Here is a 17,104-nt window from a genome sequence, read left to right as displayed (position 1 = left end):
GTAAAGCGCTTACATAATTTACTGTAACCAGCCTCCTTTCTCACCAGATAATACCACTTCATGGAAGAGAATTCTTACTCCAAATTAAAGGTGAATCCTAGATTATTTCAGAACTATACCAATTCTGATACGAGTAAGGTCATGCTCTTCGTTCCGCTGATCAGGCCAGGCAGATAGCTCGAGAAGCTATATAAGCTGAAACGGTGATTCATTACTCGTCACGAAATTGTTATGTTCAATATCATGATCAAACTCTTTTAAATACATTAAATCCACTATCAAGCGTTTCCGTGAATTCGATGCTTGATATATCAGGTTATGTACTAGATAATACCAATAATATACAGACAGTCACTTTTGAGCATTAAGGGGGGGCATAGAATGCAGGAATTTATATTTAAGAAGGATTATAAAAACAATGCAGTCCTTCGAAAGAGTTTCTTCGAACTTGCTGCTAACACTTTTGATTTAAAATTTGAAAATTGGTATCAACAAGGATTTTGGGGAGAAGGATACATCCCTTTTTCATTTGTAGATGGAGATCAGGTTATTGCCAACGCTTCTGTTAACATCCTTGAACTCATCATTCACGGGGAGAAGAAAAAAGCAATTCAAATCGGCACGGTGATGACACATCCCGATTATCGAGGGAGAGGACTTTCCACTCGTTTAATGAACAAGATTTTAGAGGAATACAACAAGTACGATCTCATGTACCTTTTTGCCAATGAATCAGTGCTTGATTTTTATCCCAAGTTTGGGTTTAAACCGGTGGAAGAACATCTTTTTTCAATGGATTATAAGGCAAAAAAATTACCCGAGCCTGCGAATCTTCGGAAGCTCGATGTTACTAACGCGGAGGATTTACGCCTTATTCTTAAATTTGCATCCGAAAGGCTACCTGTTTCGCAACATTTCGGAACCGCCCAGACTCAAGGCATACTCATGTTTTATTGCCTGAATGTGTTCAGTAACGATATTTATTACTTAGAAAATAAAAATGTCATCGTGATTTATCAGAAGGAAGACAATCATATTGACCTCTTCGATGTTATTGGTTTAAACGAAATCCATATGATCGATATTTTACATGAGATTGCAGATGAGGATACGGAGACAATAACCTTCCATTTTACACCCGATGCAACAGAACATCTCGTTCTAAAAAGCACCCTCACCAATGACGGCTTATTTGTCAAAACCCCTGGTGAACTTCTCTACCCTGTGCAAGTTAAACATCCAATTACTTCGATCGCTTAATGACTTATGTAATCATGCCCACAACCAACCGTACTTTAAAAAGATCAAAGAGGAGCAGGGTTTCCCTGCTCCTTCGCTATTCGAAACTTCTTTCTCTCATCAAACGTAAATTCACAAGGTATAATGCAATTAGCTGCCCGTTCAGCATGATCTTATGACCATCATAATGAAGGAGGGGACATTCGTGGCTTTTATCCCGTTAAACTGTCCCAATTGCAACGGAAGAATTGAATACAAAGAGGGTGAGATATTAAAGTGTCCCTATTGTGAAACAGAGCTTTTATTGAAGCAAAATCATGTCTATTACGTGGACCAGACCATTAATCACTACCACGGAACACCCCCAAAAACAGCACCGAAGCTGAACGTCTCTGTAAGGCTGCTGCTGACATTGATGCTGCTCCTGACCGGGGCCATCGGCACTTATTTTTATTACAGCGTCAGCTCCACTCATCCCCAAGCAGAAGCCAATCTGCCTGTGCGAAAGATGCCTGAAAGCGAGGTTCTGCTCTCCTTTTTGCGAGATATCTTCAATAAAGGGTCTGCCCTGCCAACAGAGGAGGAATTGGCTCGCCTTCGCTATTTAACCGTAGAGCGTTCGGAGAATGATCAGTGGAAGTTTACATACAGCCTCTCCGATCCCTTCAGCGATGAACAGGCCGAGAAGATCACTTATGTTACGCAGGACAAGAAACTGAATAGCCAGCAGATTGATCAGCGAGATTTTGAAGCTTTTAAGGGACTAACGGCATTGGACCTGACGAATACCTACGAAATTTCCCAGTCGAACCAAACCACGTTTGCTCATATGTCCGGATTAAAAAGCTATGGAGGTGCTTTTAACGAATCTTTCAGCACGTTTTCGGACTTCTTTGGTGACAAGTCCAAAGTTACGGAGCTTTCCACTCAGGTTCGCAGCAATCAGGAATTGGCCCTACTGCTGGAATTCCCTAATCTGAACTCGTTATCCATTACCTATGTGGATGAATCGGTAACGGATCTTTCTTTGTTGAACAAACTGCCGCTCAAGTCCCTGTCGCTCACCTATATCAATGAACTGGGATGGTTGTCGTCCATGACCGGGCTGACTTCCCTGTCCATTAATTACAGTGAAGCCACAGACCTGCAGCCGCTGTACGCCTTAACTCAGCTTCAGGAGCTCCGGCTTTCTTATTTAACCAACGTAAAATCCATCGACTTTGTGCAAAATATGCCTGCTCTACAAACGTTAGATATTGAAAATGTAAACTTCTCCAGTCTGGAGCATCTGACCGGCAAGGCTTCCATCACGAAATTACGTCTGGCTTCTCTAAGTCAACTTAGTTCAGTAAAGCCCATCAATAGCCTATCCTCTTTGCGGGAATTAACGTTGTCCGGCTACTACGAGAATGCAGAAGTCCTGACACTGCCTAAAGTAGAGCGAGTAGAAATCCCGAGCTCCTTTCTCCCCGGGCTGAAGGCGCCTGACGCAACCAGCCTGACGCTCCGTGGCGGAAGTGGAGAGTTGAATTTGGCGGCGCTGGGGAAATTTCCGAAACTTAAGCAACTCTCTCTCTCGGAGGTCAGTGAAGTAACCGGACTTGGCGCACTGGACGGCTTGTCCAGCTTAGAGGCCCTAAGCATTTACGACTCGTCACTATATAAGGAGAGCGATGCTTTATTTCGTTTGAAGCAGGTCAAATCTCTGATGTGCTCCGAGTGCCGGCTGAACTTCGAACAAAAGGCGGCTGCGGAGAACAACGTGCTTGAACATTTAACCTTAGAGCAGCCGTATTTCAGCATAAATAATACCTCTGTTTCTGAAGTTGATCGCATGATGCCTTACTTTGCCAAACTGTCCGCTCTGCGTTCCTTCACTCTGCAAGACAGCAATTTGGCTTCTCTCGAATTTATGAGTAACTGGCAGGCCATAGAAGAGCTTCATCTCGAGAACAATGCCATTTCCAATATCGAGACCCTAAGCCAGCTGCCTAATCTGCAAAAGGTATATCTATCCGGTAATTCCGTACAAAACAAATCCGTGCTTGGTACGGGTGTGCACGTATATTAATTACCGTCTCACTCCAGAATTACTCACAAATTAATGGATGGTATTAAAACAAAGACAAGAAGGGGTTCGAGAATCATATATGAATTCTCGAACCCCTTCTGTTTATGTTTAGCTTCTAACCAACATCGCCACCGACTCCACATGTGTCGAGTGCTTACTGTAAAACAAGCGGAATAGGTCAAGTGATTGCAAGTAAATAGAGAATATAATAATTAATCCTTATTTCCATTCTTAAAGTAAGGTTCTGTAACACGAAATAGAAACAGACTTATTAATATCAACACGATTGAAGCAACTAACACCACTATGCTAGATAGACCAAATGCCGAAAAATCATAACCATGCCCAAAAAGGCCTGACCATACCCCTCTGATTAATTGCTGTGCTGATGCAACCAAAAATACCATTGCTAAAATTCTCAAGAAAACCTTCATTTTCATACCTCCGGTTATTTTAGTGTAGCGGCATTGAAAATCATTTTTACCTCGCTAACCGCTTGCTCGACATTTTCGATTTCATCTTTAGCAATTGCTAATGCTATAGAGTCGATAACACTTCTCACGCTTCTAGCCATGATATCGTGTGAGAAATCTCTGAAAATCCCTTCGGTTTCCTGCCCATATTTGAATATTTCAATTAGAGGTTTATATATGCTATCGTCACCTTCTTTAAACAGGCGTTCACCATCTTGTGTACGACCATTTAAAATAATGTCAGTTACTGCGATCGTTTGTTTATTTTTTTTAGCTGCGAAAAATAAGCATGATTCGATATAACTATCTAAGGTATCAATAGCGTTTTTATCGATTCGTATATGCTGTTGCATATATTCGGTTGCTTCTTCATAAAAACTTACAACCATTGATCTTAATAGTGAGTCTTTTGTAGGAAAATGATACGTGAATACACCTTTGCTCATATTAAGTTTATTTGCAACTTTCCCGACAGAAAAATTTGAAAATCCCCCTTCAATAATTAATTCTAAGGCAGCATTTATGATCTGATTTTTTTTATCCACTTAGGCCCACCTCGCGTTAGTACGGTCGTACTAAAGATATTAGTACGACCGTACTAATTTGTCAACTTATTTATTAATTGAATATCATCTTTAAAAATACATTAAGAAAAACCGCCCTGATGAACGATCCTTACCGTTGGAGCGTATATTACTGCGCATTCCCAATACAAACGAGTTCACAGGTCTTCGATGCTTGCTCAAAAGCGTTACCAACGGTAAGCGTGATTGGAGTAGTCTAAAGCGGAAAGATGAACAGACAATCACAGCGGCAGTTGAAGCAAGAACGCCTTATTGAATATTCAATAGATGTATTCTCATGACCGCCGAATTACGGTTACAGATTAATCAAGAATCAACATAAATTCAACAAAAAAGAGGAGTTCGCCACCCCTCTTTACTATTTCCGCCAATACACCTCAACTATTAGTCTTTCTGTTCAGTATGAATAAACTCCTGCCAAATAACAGCCCTCAAACCCGCATTCCACCGTTGCCCTCATAAATAAAGTCATGCTACAAAACCGTGTTTTTCTCCACTTTTGACTCAATTTTTTGTATCACAACTTTATTATAATCTGAATAATGTCGTGACAACAGTGCAAGGGAAAGGCAAGGGAAAAAGATAGGGATTAGGGACAGTTCAAGGACTACTGCAAGCAGGAAACAAAGCCAGGTAATGAGCTGATTATAGATGCGGAGAGAGATCTGGGAAGCATTTAAAGCGGGAGAAAAAGAGCGAGGAGAAGCCTGAGAAATCCAGGTCTGATGCGGCATTGCAGTTATTTTATATGCAGGAAGAAGAGCCTGAAGAAAGGTTTAGATGGCATCTGAGGCTTCGTAGAAAGCGAGCCTGGGGAAAAGAAAAGCCGAGCGAGGATCAGGTGGAATGCCTGAAGATCGGTCGGCTTCGTCGTTACAATTGTAGGACGGTTGGAGACATAAATTGATGGGGCATTTGCATCCCGTGTCCGTTGTTATCACATCTTTATTCGATTTTTAGCAGAGGTTTATTACGAATATCACGGGTTTAATTGTTGGTTACACTTTCCTGACCAACATCGCCACCGACTCCACGTGCACCGTATGCGGGAACATGTCCACTGGCGTTACCTCAACCGTCCGATAACCGCCATCCTCCAGCACGCGCAGATCACGTGCCAGGGTGCTTGGGTTACAGCTCACGTACACCACGCGCTCTGGCTTCATTTCCAGGATCGTATCCAGCAAACGTGGATCACAGCCCTTACGCGGTGGATCGACAACGATGACATCGGCTTCGATACCCTGCTCTTTCCAGCGCGGGATGACATCCTCCGATGCACCGACTTCGAACTTCACATTCTTCATTTCGTTCAGCAGTGCATTGCTGCAAGCGTCTTCGATCGCTTCGGGTACGATCTCTACCCCATACACCTGATCCGCATGCTGAGCGAGGAAAAGAGAGATTGTACCGATGCCGCAATAGGCGTCAATAACAGTCTCTTTGCCGCTCAGCCCAGCGTATTCTACCGTCTTACCATACAGCACTTCCGTCTGTACTGGGTTGACCTGATAGAACGAACGTGGAGAGATCGCAAACTGCACATCTCCGATATAATCGTAGATCACGTCACGGCCCCACAGGACGCGGGTTTCATCGCCGAAGATGACGTTGGTCTGTTTCTTGTTCACGTTCTGACAGATGCTCGCCACATGCGGGATCGCTTCACGAATACTGCCGATCCATTCATCTTTATGCGGGATATCTCGGCCATTGGTAACCAAGACCAGCATCATCTCACCTGTGCGGAAAGCCTTCTTCACGACTACATGACGCAGCAGACCGCGGCCTGTCTCTTCGTTATACGCACTGATCCCGAGATGACTGCCGATCTCCTTCACCTTCGCCACGACTTCGTCGTTATGCTCATGCTGAATAAGGCAGGTGTCCATATCGATGATCCGATGGCTTCCTTTGGCATAAAATCCACCCACCAAGCCGCCTTCGGTCACGCCAATAGGCACCTGTGCCTTGTTCCGGTAACGCCATGGCTCGTCCATGCCCATGGTAGGCAGCACACGAATACCTTGCGCAGCAGCTTCTTCGTTCATGACACCTTCCAGCCGAAGGCGAATACGATTGCTGCCGTTCCCTTGTTCTTCGGAAACATCTGGTTCAGCTGCCTGATCCACATTCTCTTCAGCCAGTCTATTCAGGTTCGCTTCATCGCCCTGAGCGTCTGCATCCTCCACCATCACGTTCAGCTTCCCGATCCGCTGCAAATTATCGACCACCAGCTGGCGCTTCCACGCAAGCTGTCCGGCATAGCTCATATGCTGGATCTGGCAGCCACCGCACTGATCGTAGATCGGACACGGCGCGGATACTCGATCCGGGCTCGCCTTCACAATCTCAAGCAGCTTGGCATAGCCGTACTGCTTCTTGGTCTTCATCACGCGTACGCGGACGGTTTCACCAGGGAGCGCACCTTGCACGAAGAGCGTGTATCCATTCGCACGGCCTACACCCTCACCGTCATGGTTCATGCCAATGATGTCGATGACGGTCTCTTCGTTTTTGCTGACTGGAAGTCCTTCGATTGGCGCGGATTCACGTCCACGTCCCTTCGGACGAACGGCAGAAAGAGATGCGCCTTGTGGCCGCACCTCTTTCCCTTGCTGACGTGATGATGGACGAGATGATTTACCTGGCTGACGGGATGCCATCGCATTCCCTTGCCCCTGAGAGGCAGCCGAATTCCGGCGGTTTTTTCCACGACCGCTGCGGTTCGTATTAGACAACGTACATTCACTTCTTTCTTCTTATATATCACCCCAGGTATGGGGAGTTCATTCCACTTCATCTTTTCAATTTCACCCTGAGATTATACGTGATCCCCACGCAGACGGCAACAGGAAAAACGCACTCCCACCGCGCCACCACCTATTCTCTTAACGATACAGCAGTAGGTGATGCTGCAGGTTCTGGAACGTCGCAGGCAATGTGCCGCCAAGCTCCCCATCCAGGTTCAGCTGTACGTATCCTGGCGATGTCACTTCCATATAATCCGTCTGGAAATGAAGTACCTTCTTATCGTTCAGATGTTCCCCGCGCAGCGCGAGTGTAACGAGGCGGATCATGTCGGCCAGATTACATTTTCGCACACCGATGACATCGAACATTCCGTCGTCTATCGTCGCGCCTGGTGCAAGCTTCTCGAAGCCCCCGACGGAATTTGTATTGGCGATCAGGAACAGCATGAATTCGTCATGAATCTCCTCCTGGCCTGCCGCGCGGATAATCAGCTCCTGCGGAGACAGGCTGGCCATCTTCTCGATGCCCTTCATATAATAGGCGAGCTGTCCGATCATCGTTTTCAGACGGCTTGGCACCTCATATGTCAATTCGGTCAACGAGCCTCCGCCTGCGATATTAATGAAGTATTTATCATTTGCCTTACCCAGATCAAGCGGACGGGTCTGCTGATTAATGACCAGATCCACATAATCCTCCCACTGTCTTGGGATCCCGAGCGCACGCGCAAAATCATTCGTTGTTCCCAAAGGGAAAACACCCAGCGGCGGACGATTCTCCCGCTCGGCCATGCCGTTGATGACTTCGTACAGCGTACCATCGCCACCTGCGGCAATAATCATGTCATATCCACGTTCAATCGCCAGCTCCGCTTCACGGGTTGCATCTCCCTCACCCGTTGTTGCGTGTACTGAAGCTTCGATGCCACCTTGATCCAAACGCTGCAGCACATCAGCCAGACGTTTCTTCATTTCTTCCCGGCCTGAGGTCGGATTATATATTAAGCGAGCCTTTTTCATCTCATACGCCACCTATTCCACATTATCCATGAGTCTGAACGACCTCATTCTCTTTCACTTGCGAGCGTCCACAACCGGGGAACCTTTTACATGATCACCCACGTCCGTTAATCCTGCCCGAATCTTCATCCATACCTATATCTATGCATAAGGAATTCCATCTCATTCCAGAGCCTTTATATTCTATCATATCATCAAATGTGAAGATGTCCTAGCCTGTAACGTATTTACGCCATCCGGCAAGCAGGTTCCCACTCATTTTACACATTCAGCGATTTTCTCTTCAACTGTATTTAACCCATTTCATAGACACCCATTCTGCCCGTCTGACAAGAATTTAACCTTTCTCTCCTTCAAAAAGCACAAAGAAACGGCTCCGAATCCCGAAGCCGCATCAACGTTACCTTATATTTTACCTTCATCAATGGTTTAGAAGCCGATTCGTCTGCCTGCACGAAGCTGTTTGTACCAAAAATAAATGGTGCAGCCCACACAATAACCAAGCAAAGCAGCACTTGCTGCAAGCAGGAGCATTCCGGAGAAGAGATAACCGGCTACCTGTCAGCTCATGGAGAATGAGATGAGAGCCAGAGACAGGAACAAGACCGCCAGAATATTATTGAAACGCTGCAGCTCCACCGCCTGGGTTTCCGTACCTTTTCCCTGAAGTACAGCCTTCCCGATCTGGACAAATAGATTCAGCTTCCCCCCAGAGACGAGCCCGACCACCTGAATGATCCATAACGCACCCAAGATCAGCGGCTGATTGAATCCAAACGATAGGAGTACAAACAGCACGATCCCGACCTGATTCGCTTTGACATAACGCATAGGCACTTCTCGCATCCTTATATCTCCTTATCCCTATTTTATTAGTTGGTTTTATTGTAATCGGGATCGAAGTTTGGAGCAACAGAAAGATGATTTGAAATATGTGCATATCTTATTATAGGATGGTAAAATCCCTTCGGAGTGCATCCCAATGGGGTGTAGGTACATTCGTGACGCTTTTCCAATCCGTAAATGCCCGGTCCATTGCCTCTATTTCGCCATAAGCACCTGCAACCAGCTTATGCACCGGAAGCATGCTGTAGATCTTCAGCAAAAGATACAGCAGCCGCTTATGCTTGCGGATCAGCTTCGCCTGTGCTCGGGGAATCATATCGATGCCCATTGCCTCCAGTAAGGCAATTCCTTCATCCATGGCGCCGATCATATGCAGGAGCTGCTCTCGCTTTCCCTCCAGCTTCTTCAACTCTCGCTCTTCATTGAAGCTCACCGCATTCAGCATCATAATCGGGATGAGGTGACTCTTCAGCCAAGCGTCGATATCCTCAATCACATCCAGCTTATACTTTGCTTTTGCAAAGGCCTGATCCAGCAGAGGTTGAAAAGGAATCTTACCATCCAATGCGCCAATCACCATCAGTCCCTTCCCCCCACCTATGGACATCATCCGATCCTTGTGACGCTTCCCCCCGCTAACGTGAAAACCAAACGCAACTTGTTTATCTACTGGGCTGTTGTCTTCGAGATAGGTCTGCATGCTTCGTGCATCTGCATTGTTGCCTACAATCACGATGTTGGTGCTCCGGTTATTCGCGAGAATAGGTAACACCGAAGGAAAATCATTATATTTCATGACCACGAAAATGAGATCGTAAACATCCTCCGCTCTTAGTTCTCTTGTTACCCGAACCGGATCAACCGTCGTTCTAAACTGAAATACATGCCGAATGACTACGCCATCCCTTTCCAATTCCTCCGCCCGTTTCCCTCTCGCGAGAACCGTAACGTCATTTCCTCCACGTACCAGAACGTGGGCCAGCTGACTGCCTAGCACACCCGCACCATAGACCAATACTTTCATTCGATTCTCCTCAGTTTCGTTATTTATGAATAATCGTTGCTTTATGAACAGTTGTTGATAAAATAAGAGTATCAAAGCCGCTTTCGGGCTTCAATCGCTAAAAAACCCGCTTTCGTTGAATAATCAACGAAATACTCCTTTTTGTTGAAAAGCGTACGCTATTTATAGAGAGATATACAGAAAACGAAGAAATATATAGAGGAGGCGCTATGGACAGACGCGTACTTAAAACCAGAAAGGCCATCATGGAGGCTTTTGTCGGATTGCTGGATGAGAAGGATTTCGAGCAAATGACGATCAATGACATCGCAGATCGGGCCAATGTTAACCGGGGAACGATCTATCTGCATTATACAGATAAGTATGATCTGCTGGACCGCTGTATCGAGACGTACCTGCAGCAATTGGTGGACAGCTGTATGATCGATCATTATCCAACGCCAATGACGGCAAAAGACGCGCTGCTGCGAACCTTCCGGTATCTCGAGGAACATGCAGCCATCTATACCACCCTCCTCACGAAAAAGGGGATTCCAGCCTTTCGGAGCAAGCTCATGACGATCATGGTTCAGGGCGTTGAGGAACAGATGGATGCGTGCGGCGTTCAGGGAGGCATGAGCAAAGAAGTCACTGTACAGTTCCTGGCTTCTGCTGCCGTGGGTCTGCTGGAATGGTGGATTATGAATGCCATGCCTTATTCTGCAGAGGATATGGTCGACCAATTAATTGCATTATTGGAGCTTCATCTGAGCCTGCCTGCACTCGCGGTTCAAGGATAAGCTCCCCCTCAAGCAACACCAGCAATAAGAAAACCACGTCCGGCGGACGTGGTTTCATTGTCTATAATTTTAAAGTGCTCGTCCCCTTCTTAAGAAAGGGCCTTACCCTCGTTACATCTGTCCAGTAAAAGTTGAATTTGACGCTCCAGCCAGTTCCCAAGGAGTGGATGCGGCAGCAGTGTCTCACCGCTGTATGCATAGTCCAGTTCCTTCAGCCTGCCCGGAATGACGTTCATGGTAAAATAACCGGCACTCAAAAACAGCGGCGCCACAATAACGCGGGTTCCCTGCTCCTGGCTCCAGTATTTTGCCTTGTCATATACACTCTCCGGATTGAGGAGTGCATAATCCGTATGGGCAACGCCACTGACATCCTGTACCCGCTGCGCGAGTGAGGAGATGCCGTTCTCCCAGCGCTGACGGAATCCATCGTGAATGCTCCCGTGCCCAACCAGTAGAATCGTCTCCTGCTTCGGCTCCCGGGACAGCGATTTCACCTTATCCCACACCATCACGGCAATATCCGGGTCGTTATCCACAGGATAACCGAAATGTACCCTTGCGGTTACCTGAAATGGTTCCAGATCCGTTTCCCGTTCCGGCGCTTCCTTCGCGCCGATCGCATATTCAATTTCATCCACATGTGTGCTGCCAGATGAAACGAATAGCGGTACGACCAATATATCGGTTACAGCCTGTGCTTCCAGTCGGTTGATACCGTCCTGGATCAGGCGTCCTTCCACAAGTTCAAGAAATGAAGCTTCAACAGGCAGATCGTCAGGCAGATTAAGCCGGGAGACCGCGTCATCGACGGATTCTACCCAGGTCTGCTCCTGAGAACCGTGACTAATGATCAGTACACCCGGTTTCTTCATCTTAGCGACCCAGACGTTCCAATGTCATTTTATAACCATCATTGCCGTAGTTCAGGCAGCGCTTCACGCGGGAGATGGTAGCTGTACTAGCTCCTGTCTCTGCTTCAATCTGATTATACGTGTTGCCTTTGCCAAGCATGCGGGCAACTTCCAGCCGCTGGGACATGGATTGAATCTCGTTTACCGTGCAGAGGTCATCAAAAAACACATAGCACTCCTCAATATCTTTCAGAGTGAGAATGGCCTCGAATAGTTGTTCAATACTTTTATCATTTAGCTTTTTCAGCTGCATTTCATCATCATCCCCTAGCGGTTACTGTGTACCTTCATTGTACTCACACTGAGTTGGTATTTCAAGCGTTAACGATTTCACGCACTGCAGAATAAAAATACATGTTACCGCTTCCATTAGGTACTATTGTCCTCCACTGGTGGACACCACCCGATATTACCGCAATAAATCCCATTTTTCACCTATATATTCCCGATTACTTATGTAGGGATTTAACCCTTCTAATTGTTACAATTTTGTGTACAAGCTTCCCTTTTCGATGATTATAAATCTCTCCTTGTCCCCTGCGCCCAATTCCGCAAATATCCCGTTTTCCGTGACACCCGCCTACGCCGTCTCTCCGCGAATGACATACAGTATAGCAAAAGGGAGTTCCATCAAGGTCTGTTCACGCCCATGGACCTGACAGTTGAAGGAACGCATTTCCGAAATCCAATATAGAAGGAACGTGATCGTTCATGCCACAGCATTATTATCATCGCCAGCCCACACCACGGCAGCGTCCGTCTTCCTATTCACAGCGACAGGCGCACACTTCTGGCTATGCTCCGCCCGGTGCGGTACAGCGTTCATTGAATGAAACCCAAGTTCAGCCGATGTACCCAGGGGTAGAGCCCTATTATCCTGCGTACGGTGAAGTAGAAGCATCTGCACTTGTACCTTATGGTCAAGGTGCACCTGGCGGCAACTTGTATGGCGGCGGTGTACCCGTTGCTCCTCCAGTACCTGTTGAGACACCTGCGGCTTCCAGCAGTTCCGGGTTCTCACTGGCCAATTTAGGTGAATTAAAAGGAATGATCGACCGCTTCGGCGGAATCGACGGTATCATGAACGGCATTGGAAAAATGCAGAAGGTCGTCGGCGGCATTCAGCAAATGGCTCCTATGATGAAGCTTGTTATGGGCATTCTGCCTTTTGGAAAAGGGAAAAACAAGAGCAGCAGCCCTGCCGAGGCCGACTATGAGGAATACACGCCGCCCCGGTCTCGCCCGCGCAAACGCCGCAAGAAGTCCACTACGACTATGCCACGTCGCCGCAGCAGTAATACCACTCGTCGCAAAACAACTTCCACCAAGCGCCGTCCCTCAGGCAGCAAACGTTAACCATTTTCTCAGGCACCTCTCCCTTGAAGGAAGGTGCCTTCACCTCTTTATGAGCATGCCCACTTATTGCCTTAGCTGCACACTCCAATCCGATTTAAAGTATTTCAAATAAAATTTACAAGAACCTATGTTCTTATTTCTGTAAATTAAGGTATACTGGGTAGTAGATAAAGGAGGCGGACCATGGAACTGTTTAAGGATAAATATACCCCCGGATTAATTGATCGGACCGGCGAACTGCTGTATCAATATTACCCTGCCTTGAACAAGGCACACTTTCGTGATCTCGTGTTTGCCGAAGGCTGGGAACAGTCAGAATTCAAGGCACGTATTCGCCGCATTACACAGGCCCTGACCGAAGTACTACCCTCTTCCTATGAAGAGGCGCTGCATGTCCTCGAACAGGCGGCACCGCAGCTGCGAGGGGTCGAGTATTTGTTTGTCCCTGATTTTATCGAGGTGAACGGACTCGCGCCTGAACATTATGAATTGTCCATGAAGTACCTGGCGGTCTTCACACCTTATTCCAGCTCGGAGTTCGCGGTGCGCCCGTTTATTGAACGGTATCCGATCGAGACGTTGAAACGGATGATGGAATGGACAAGCAGTGAGAACGAGCATATTCGCAGGCTTGCCAGCGAAGGCAGTCGCCCTCGCCTGCCGTGGGGTTCCAAGCTGCGCAGTTTGATTGCGGATCCAACGCCAGCACTTCCCATTCTCCATGCCTTGAAGCAGGACGAGTCTCTCTATGTACGGAAAAGTGTAGCCAATCATCTCAACGATATCTCGAAAGACCATCCTGATCTGGTCCTGGAACTGGCCTCCACCTGGTACGGTCAGCATCCACATACCGACTGGATTGTCCGCCACGCAAGCCGTTCACTGCTCAAAAAGGGACATCCCAAAGCCCTTGCCCTCTTTGGCTATGTTGAGCAGGATGCGGTGCACGTTGAGCAGCTTCAGCTTGCACGGGATACGATTGCCGTTGGTGAAGAGCTGGAATTCACATTCGATGTGGTCAATGAGAGTGGGCAGCCTCAAATGCTGCGGATTGAATATGAGATTGGATATATGAAGGCGAGTGGCAAGCAGGCTCCCAAACGTTTCAAATGCTCGGATAAAACATATCCTGCGGGGAGAAGCAAGGTCGCTACGAAGCAATCGTTCAAAGTAATTACCACCAGACGGTACTATGCCGGACTTCACACATTAACGATTGTGGTCAATGGACAACCTACTGCTTCGGCAGCTTTCATTCTTGAATAAAAACAGAATTGCCATCCATAAGTTATTCACAGCTCACAACTACGGATAAAAAGATATTCACATGTGGATAGGATTGATATTTCCCTTTAACCGAATGCCCTGTCTGTCACAGACGCGCTTCGGTTATTTATTTTCCCCCTCATTTCCCCTATGTACGTCTCCTCCAAAATCATCTGTTGACTTGGAGCATACTCCAAGTTGTACCATTCGAAGATCATCACCCCCATGCTTGACCATTATTATTGAAAAGAGGAATGACAGATGCAAACTAAAAAAACGGCCCTCATCACAGGAGCAAACAAAGGAATCGGATTCGAAACGGCCCGGCAGCTGGGAAACTTGGGTTATGTTGTTCTCCTCGGAGCAAGAGACATGCGTAAAGGCGAGGAAGCCGCACAGAGACTACTAAACGAGGGAATCGAAGCCTATGGAATCGAGCTTGATGTTACGAGTCAAAGCACCATTGAGACCGCGGTCAATCACATTGAACAAACGTATGGCTCGCTCGACATTCTGATCAATAACGCAGGGATCTCTGTGGGTGGAGCTGCCCCGCCAAGCTTAATCGCTGTGGATGATATACGAGAAACCTATAACACGAACTTCTTCGGCATGATTTCCGTTACCCAAGCCATGTTACCCTTGGTGCAGCAGTCCCCAGCAGGACGAATCGTTAACCTGACAAGCGGTCTGGGCTCACTCACCTACAATAGTGATCCCGAGCATGAACATGCACAATTCAATCTGCTCGCTTACAACAGCAGCAAAGCAGCTGTTAACATGTTTACCGTTACTCTTGCCAAGGAATTCAGAGATACGTCGCTTAAGATTAACTCTGTCGATCCAGGCTTTACAGCAACCGATCTAAACGGTTTTACAGGAATCAATACCGTGCAGCAAGCAGCGGCTACAGTTCTGGAGCTGGCTGTTCTCGGGGACGATGGCCCGACAGGAGGATTCTATGGGAATAATGGAGAAATACCTTGGTAAATTCGATACTGAGGAGCTGCATGACATGCATGACATACCCGACATCGTTACATCGATTCGCGAAGCTGCTCTGCATACGGGCCTGACGGAAGATACAATCCGCTATTATGAAAAGGTAGGTCTGCTCCCTTATGCAGAACGCAAAACAAACGGTCATCGACAATACAGTAAAGACCAGATTCTCGGCATTATTTTTTTGACCCGACTGAAAGCCACCGGGATGACCATCGAACAGATGAAGCATTACCGGGAGCTGTCTGAGCAAGGTTCCGATACCCTTGCAACCAGGTATGCGATCCTGGAGGAACATCAGCGTAAGATTCAACAAGATATAGCTAATTTACATGAAACATCAGAGATTATAGCCTATAAGCTTCAGCATTACCGGGAGCTTTCAGAGCATCCTGATCTTGAAGATACAAACTGCGACACCCAACCCTAACTCTCCAAAATCGTAATCCAATTTTGCAGACACCAAACGATGATCTTTTTTTACGCAGCTACAACTGACAAAAAAAGACCATCGTTTGGTCACATCTTATTTATTTATCCTTAGTCTGTCTATATGAGCGAATCTTTTATTTAAACCATCCGCGCTTCACAAACCAGGCCACCATGCTTCCACCGAGCACAAACATCAGCAGCAGCACGGCACCATACCCGAACTTCCACTGAAGCTCCGGCATATAGGCGAAGTTCATGCCATAAATACCGGCAATCAGCGTCAGCGGCATGAATACCGTTGTAATAACGGTGAGTGTCTTCATGATCTGATTCATCCGGTTGGAGTTCAAGGAAATATAACTGTCCCGCAGATCGGAGGTCATCTCCCGGTCCGCCTCGATCATGTCCGTCAGCTTCAGCAGATGGTCATAGATATCTGTAAAATACGCAGTATGCTCCCCCGTCCGCTGCACGTGCTGCGAGTTGATGACCCGGTAGAGCAGATCCCGCATGGGTACCACGGTTCGTCTAAGCTTCAGCAGCCGGCCGCGCAGGTCAAACACCTGATTCATCAAGTCTTCCACCGATTCCTGACTCCCTCGGTTCTCCAGTTCAGCCAGCTCATCCTCAATCGCAAACAGTGACGGGAAATAATGATCGACGAGCTTATCCATCACGGTATAGGCAGCGGCCACCGGTCCACGCGCCCAGATGGTGCGTTCATGTGCATGATGCAGTATCCGCTCCCACGCTTCATCCACTTCTTCCAGAACACCATGATGAAAGGAAACGAGGAAGTTCGACCCCAGGAACAGATCCACTTCTTCCGCTTCCAGTGTAGTTGGATTAAGCGCGTGCAGCACAAGGAACTGTAAATTGTCGTAATAGTCCAGCTTCGGGCGCTGCAGCACATGCAGACAATCCTCGATCGCCAAGGGGTGAAAATGAAAATATGTATCCAGCAATCGGCTTTCTTCCTCCGAAGGCTGGTTGAAATCTGCCCAGACCCAGGCATAATCCTGCAGGTCCAGCTGTGTCAGCGGAGTGTTGATGGAGACCTGATGATCTCTTGTGATGGCGAGTGTACGAATCATAAATTAGACCACGTCCTTGTCCTATATCCTTTACGCTATTGTATAACTTAATCCTCGAACCGTCTCCTGCCAACGCATAACATCCATATTATCCACACAACCTCTTGCTGCAGGGACAACAAAAAAAGCCAACCCTGTTGGCTTCTCTCATTCCCTATCCACAGTTCCCTGTATCCACAGGATAATCTAACGTTTGGTTTATCATTCCACGGATGGCTATCCACATATCCAGCCTGTCCACACGTTCGTGC

At 47.1% G+C, this 17,104-nt stretch carries 15 protein-coding genes and 1 pseudogene; 7 read left to right on the top strand and 9 right to left on the bottom strand.

Features of this window, described 5'->3' with window-relative positions; all coding sequences use genetic code 11:
- Window positions 1–381 precede the first annotated feature (381 nt).
- Together AC3WQ3_RS17440 and AC3WQ3_RS17435 are read left to right on the top strand one after the other, a co-directional pair.
- Window positions 382–1,260: a GNAT family N-acetyltransferase gene (locus AC3WQ3_RS17440; protein WP_492472916.1), complete on the top strand. Its 879-nt coding sequence runs from the start codon at window positions 382–384 to the stop codon at window positions 1,258–1,260.
- Window positions 1,261–1,543: 283 nt separating this feature from the next.
- Window positions 1,544–3,310: a leucine-rich repeat domain-containing protein gene (locus AC3WQ3_RS17435; RefSeq protein ID WP_492472915.1), complete on the top strand. Its 1,767-nt coding sequence runs from the start codon at window positions 1,544–1,546 to the stop codon at window positions 3,308–3,310.
- Between the two features lie 212 nt (window positions 3,311–3,522).
- On the opposite strand, the gene AC3WQ3_RS17430 is transcribed toward AC3WQ3_RS17435, so the two are convergent.
- The 6 genes and pseudogenes from AC3WQ3_RS17430 to AC3WQ3_RS17405 form a co-directional block, all read right to left on the bottom strand.
- Window positions 3,523–3,744, bottom strand: coding sequence for a hypothetical protein (locus AC3WQ3_RS17430; protein ID WP_492472914.1), 222 nt, complete (start codon window positions 3,742–3,744; stop codon window positions 3,523–3,525).
- Window positions 3,745–3,758: 14 nt separating this feature from the next.
- The gene (locus tag AC3WQ3_RS17425; protein ID WP_492472913.1) at window positions 3,759–4,328 is read right to left on the bottom strand and encodes a TetR/AcrR family transcriptional regulator; all 570 of its coding nucleotides are present in this window, start codon (window positions 4,326–4,328) and stop codon (window positions 3,759–3,761) included.
- Window positions 4,329–5,365: 1,037 nt separating this feature from the next.
- Window positions 5,366–7,108, bottom strand: coding sequence for a 23S rRNA (uracil(1939)-C(5))-methyltransferase RlmD (rlmD, locus tag AC3WQ3_RS17420; protein ID WP_492472912.1), 1,743 nt, complete (start codon window positions 7,106–7,108; stop codon window positions 5,366–5,368).
- A 150-nt stretch (window positions 7,109–7,258) separates the two neighbouring features.
- Window positions 7,259–8,140, bottom strand: a complete 882-nt coding sequence (locus AC3WQ3_RS17415) for a diacylglycerol kinase (RefSeq protein ID WP_095288492.1) — start codon at window positions 8,138–8,140, stop codon at window positions 7,259–7,261.
- A gap of 429 nt (window positions 8,141–8,569) precedes the next feature.
- Window positions 8,570–8,971: pseudogene (locus AC3WQ3_RS17410) on the bottom strand (DUF4395 domain-containing protein).
- A gap of 115 nt (window positions 8,972–9,086) precedes the next feature.
- Window positions 9,087–10,010 (bottom strand): ketopantoate reductase family protein, encoded by a 924-nt coding sequence (locus tag AC3WQ3_RS17405; RefSeq protein WP_492472911.1) that lies wholly within the window; start codon window positions 10,008–10,010, stop codon window positions 9,087–9,089.
- Window positions 10,011–10,219: 209 nt separating this feature from the next.
- Between AC3WQ3_RS17405 and AC3WQ3_RS17400 the strand changes: the two genes are divergently transcribed.
- Window positions 10,220–10,789 carry a TetR/AcrR family transcriptional regulator gene (locus AC3WQ3_RS17400; RefSeq protein WP_492472910.1) on the top strand — a complete coding sequence of 190 codons (570 nt, stop codon included), beginning with the start codon at window positions 10,220–10,222 and terminating at the stop codon, window positions 10,787–10,789.
- A gap of 89 nt (window positions 10,790–10,878) precedes the next feature.
- Here AC3WQ3_RS17400 and AC3WQ3_RS17395 read toward each other — a convergent pair whose 3' ends face one another.
- Window positions 10,879–11,664, bottom strand: a complete 786-nt coding sequence (locus tag AC3WQ3_RS17395; protein ID WP_154893004.1) for a CbiX/SirB N-terminal domain-containing protein — start codon at window positions 11,662–11,664, stop codon at window positions 10,879–10,881.
- Between the two features lies 1 nt (window position 11,665).
- Window positions 11,666–11,956 (bottom strand): YerC/YecD family TrpR-related protein, encoded by a 291-nt coding sequence (locus AC3WQ3_RS17390; protein ID WP_017690665.1) that lies wholly within the window; start codon window positions 11,954–11,956, stop codon window positions 11,666–11,668.
- 458 nt (window positions 11,957–12,414) lie between these two features.
- Between AC3WQ3_RS17390 and AC3WQ3_RS17385 the strand changes: the two genes are divergently transcribed.
- The 4 genes from AC3WQ3_RS17385 (at window position 12,415) to AC3WQ3_RS17370 (ending at window position 15,757) form a co-directional block, all read left to right on the top strand.
- Window positions 12,415–13,059, top strand: a complete 645-nt coding sequence (locus tag AC3WQ3_RS17385; RefSeq protein ID WP_154893005.1) for a tyrosine protein kinase — start codon at window positions 12,415–12,417, stop codon at window positions 13,057–13,059.
- A gap of 183 nt (window positions 13,060–13,242) precedes the next feature.
- Window positions 13,243–14,325, top strand: a complete 1,083-nt coding sequence (locus AC3WQ3_RS17380) for a DNA alkylation repair protein (protein ID WP_492472907.1) — start codon at window positions 13,243–13,245, stop codon at window positions 14,323–14,325.
- Window positions 14,326–14,586: 261 nt separating this feature from the next.
- On the top strand, window positions 14,587–15,315 hold the full coding sequence (locus AC3WQ3_RS17375) for an SDR family oxidoreductase (RefSeq protein WP_492472906.1): 729 nt from the start codon (window positions 14,587–14,589) through the stop codon (window positions 15,313–15,315).
- Window positions 15,287–15,757: a MerR family transcriptional regulator gene (locus tag AC3WQ3_RS17370; protein WP_492472905.1), complete on the top strand. Its 471-nt coding sequence runs from the start codon at window positions 15,287–15,289 to the stop codon at window positions 15,755–15,757. Before AC3WQ3_RS17375 ends, AC3WQ3_RS17370 begins: the two co-directional genes overlap by 29 nt.
- Window positions 15,758–15,893: 136 nt before the next feature.
- On the opposite strand, the gene corA is transcribed toward AC3WQ3_RS17370, so the two are convergent.
- Window positions 15,894–16,853, bottom strand: a complete 960-nt coding sequence (corA, locus tag AC3WQ3_RS17365) for a magnesium/cobalt transporter CorA (protein WP_336781468.1) — start codon at window positions 16,851–16,853, stop codon at window positions 15,894–15,896.
- Between the last annotated feature and the right edge of the window lie 251 nt (window positions 16,854–17,104).

This window comes from Paenibacillus sp. FW104-T2, from assembly GCF_058789975.1.
The sequence above is the reverse complement of the archived record's forward strand: the minus strand, read 5'-3'. Positions and strand labels throughout refer to the sequence as shown.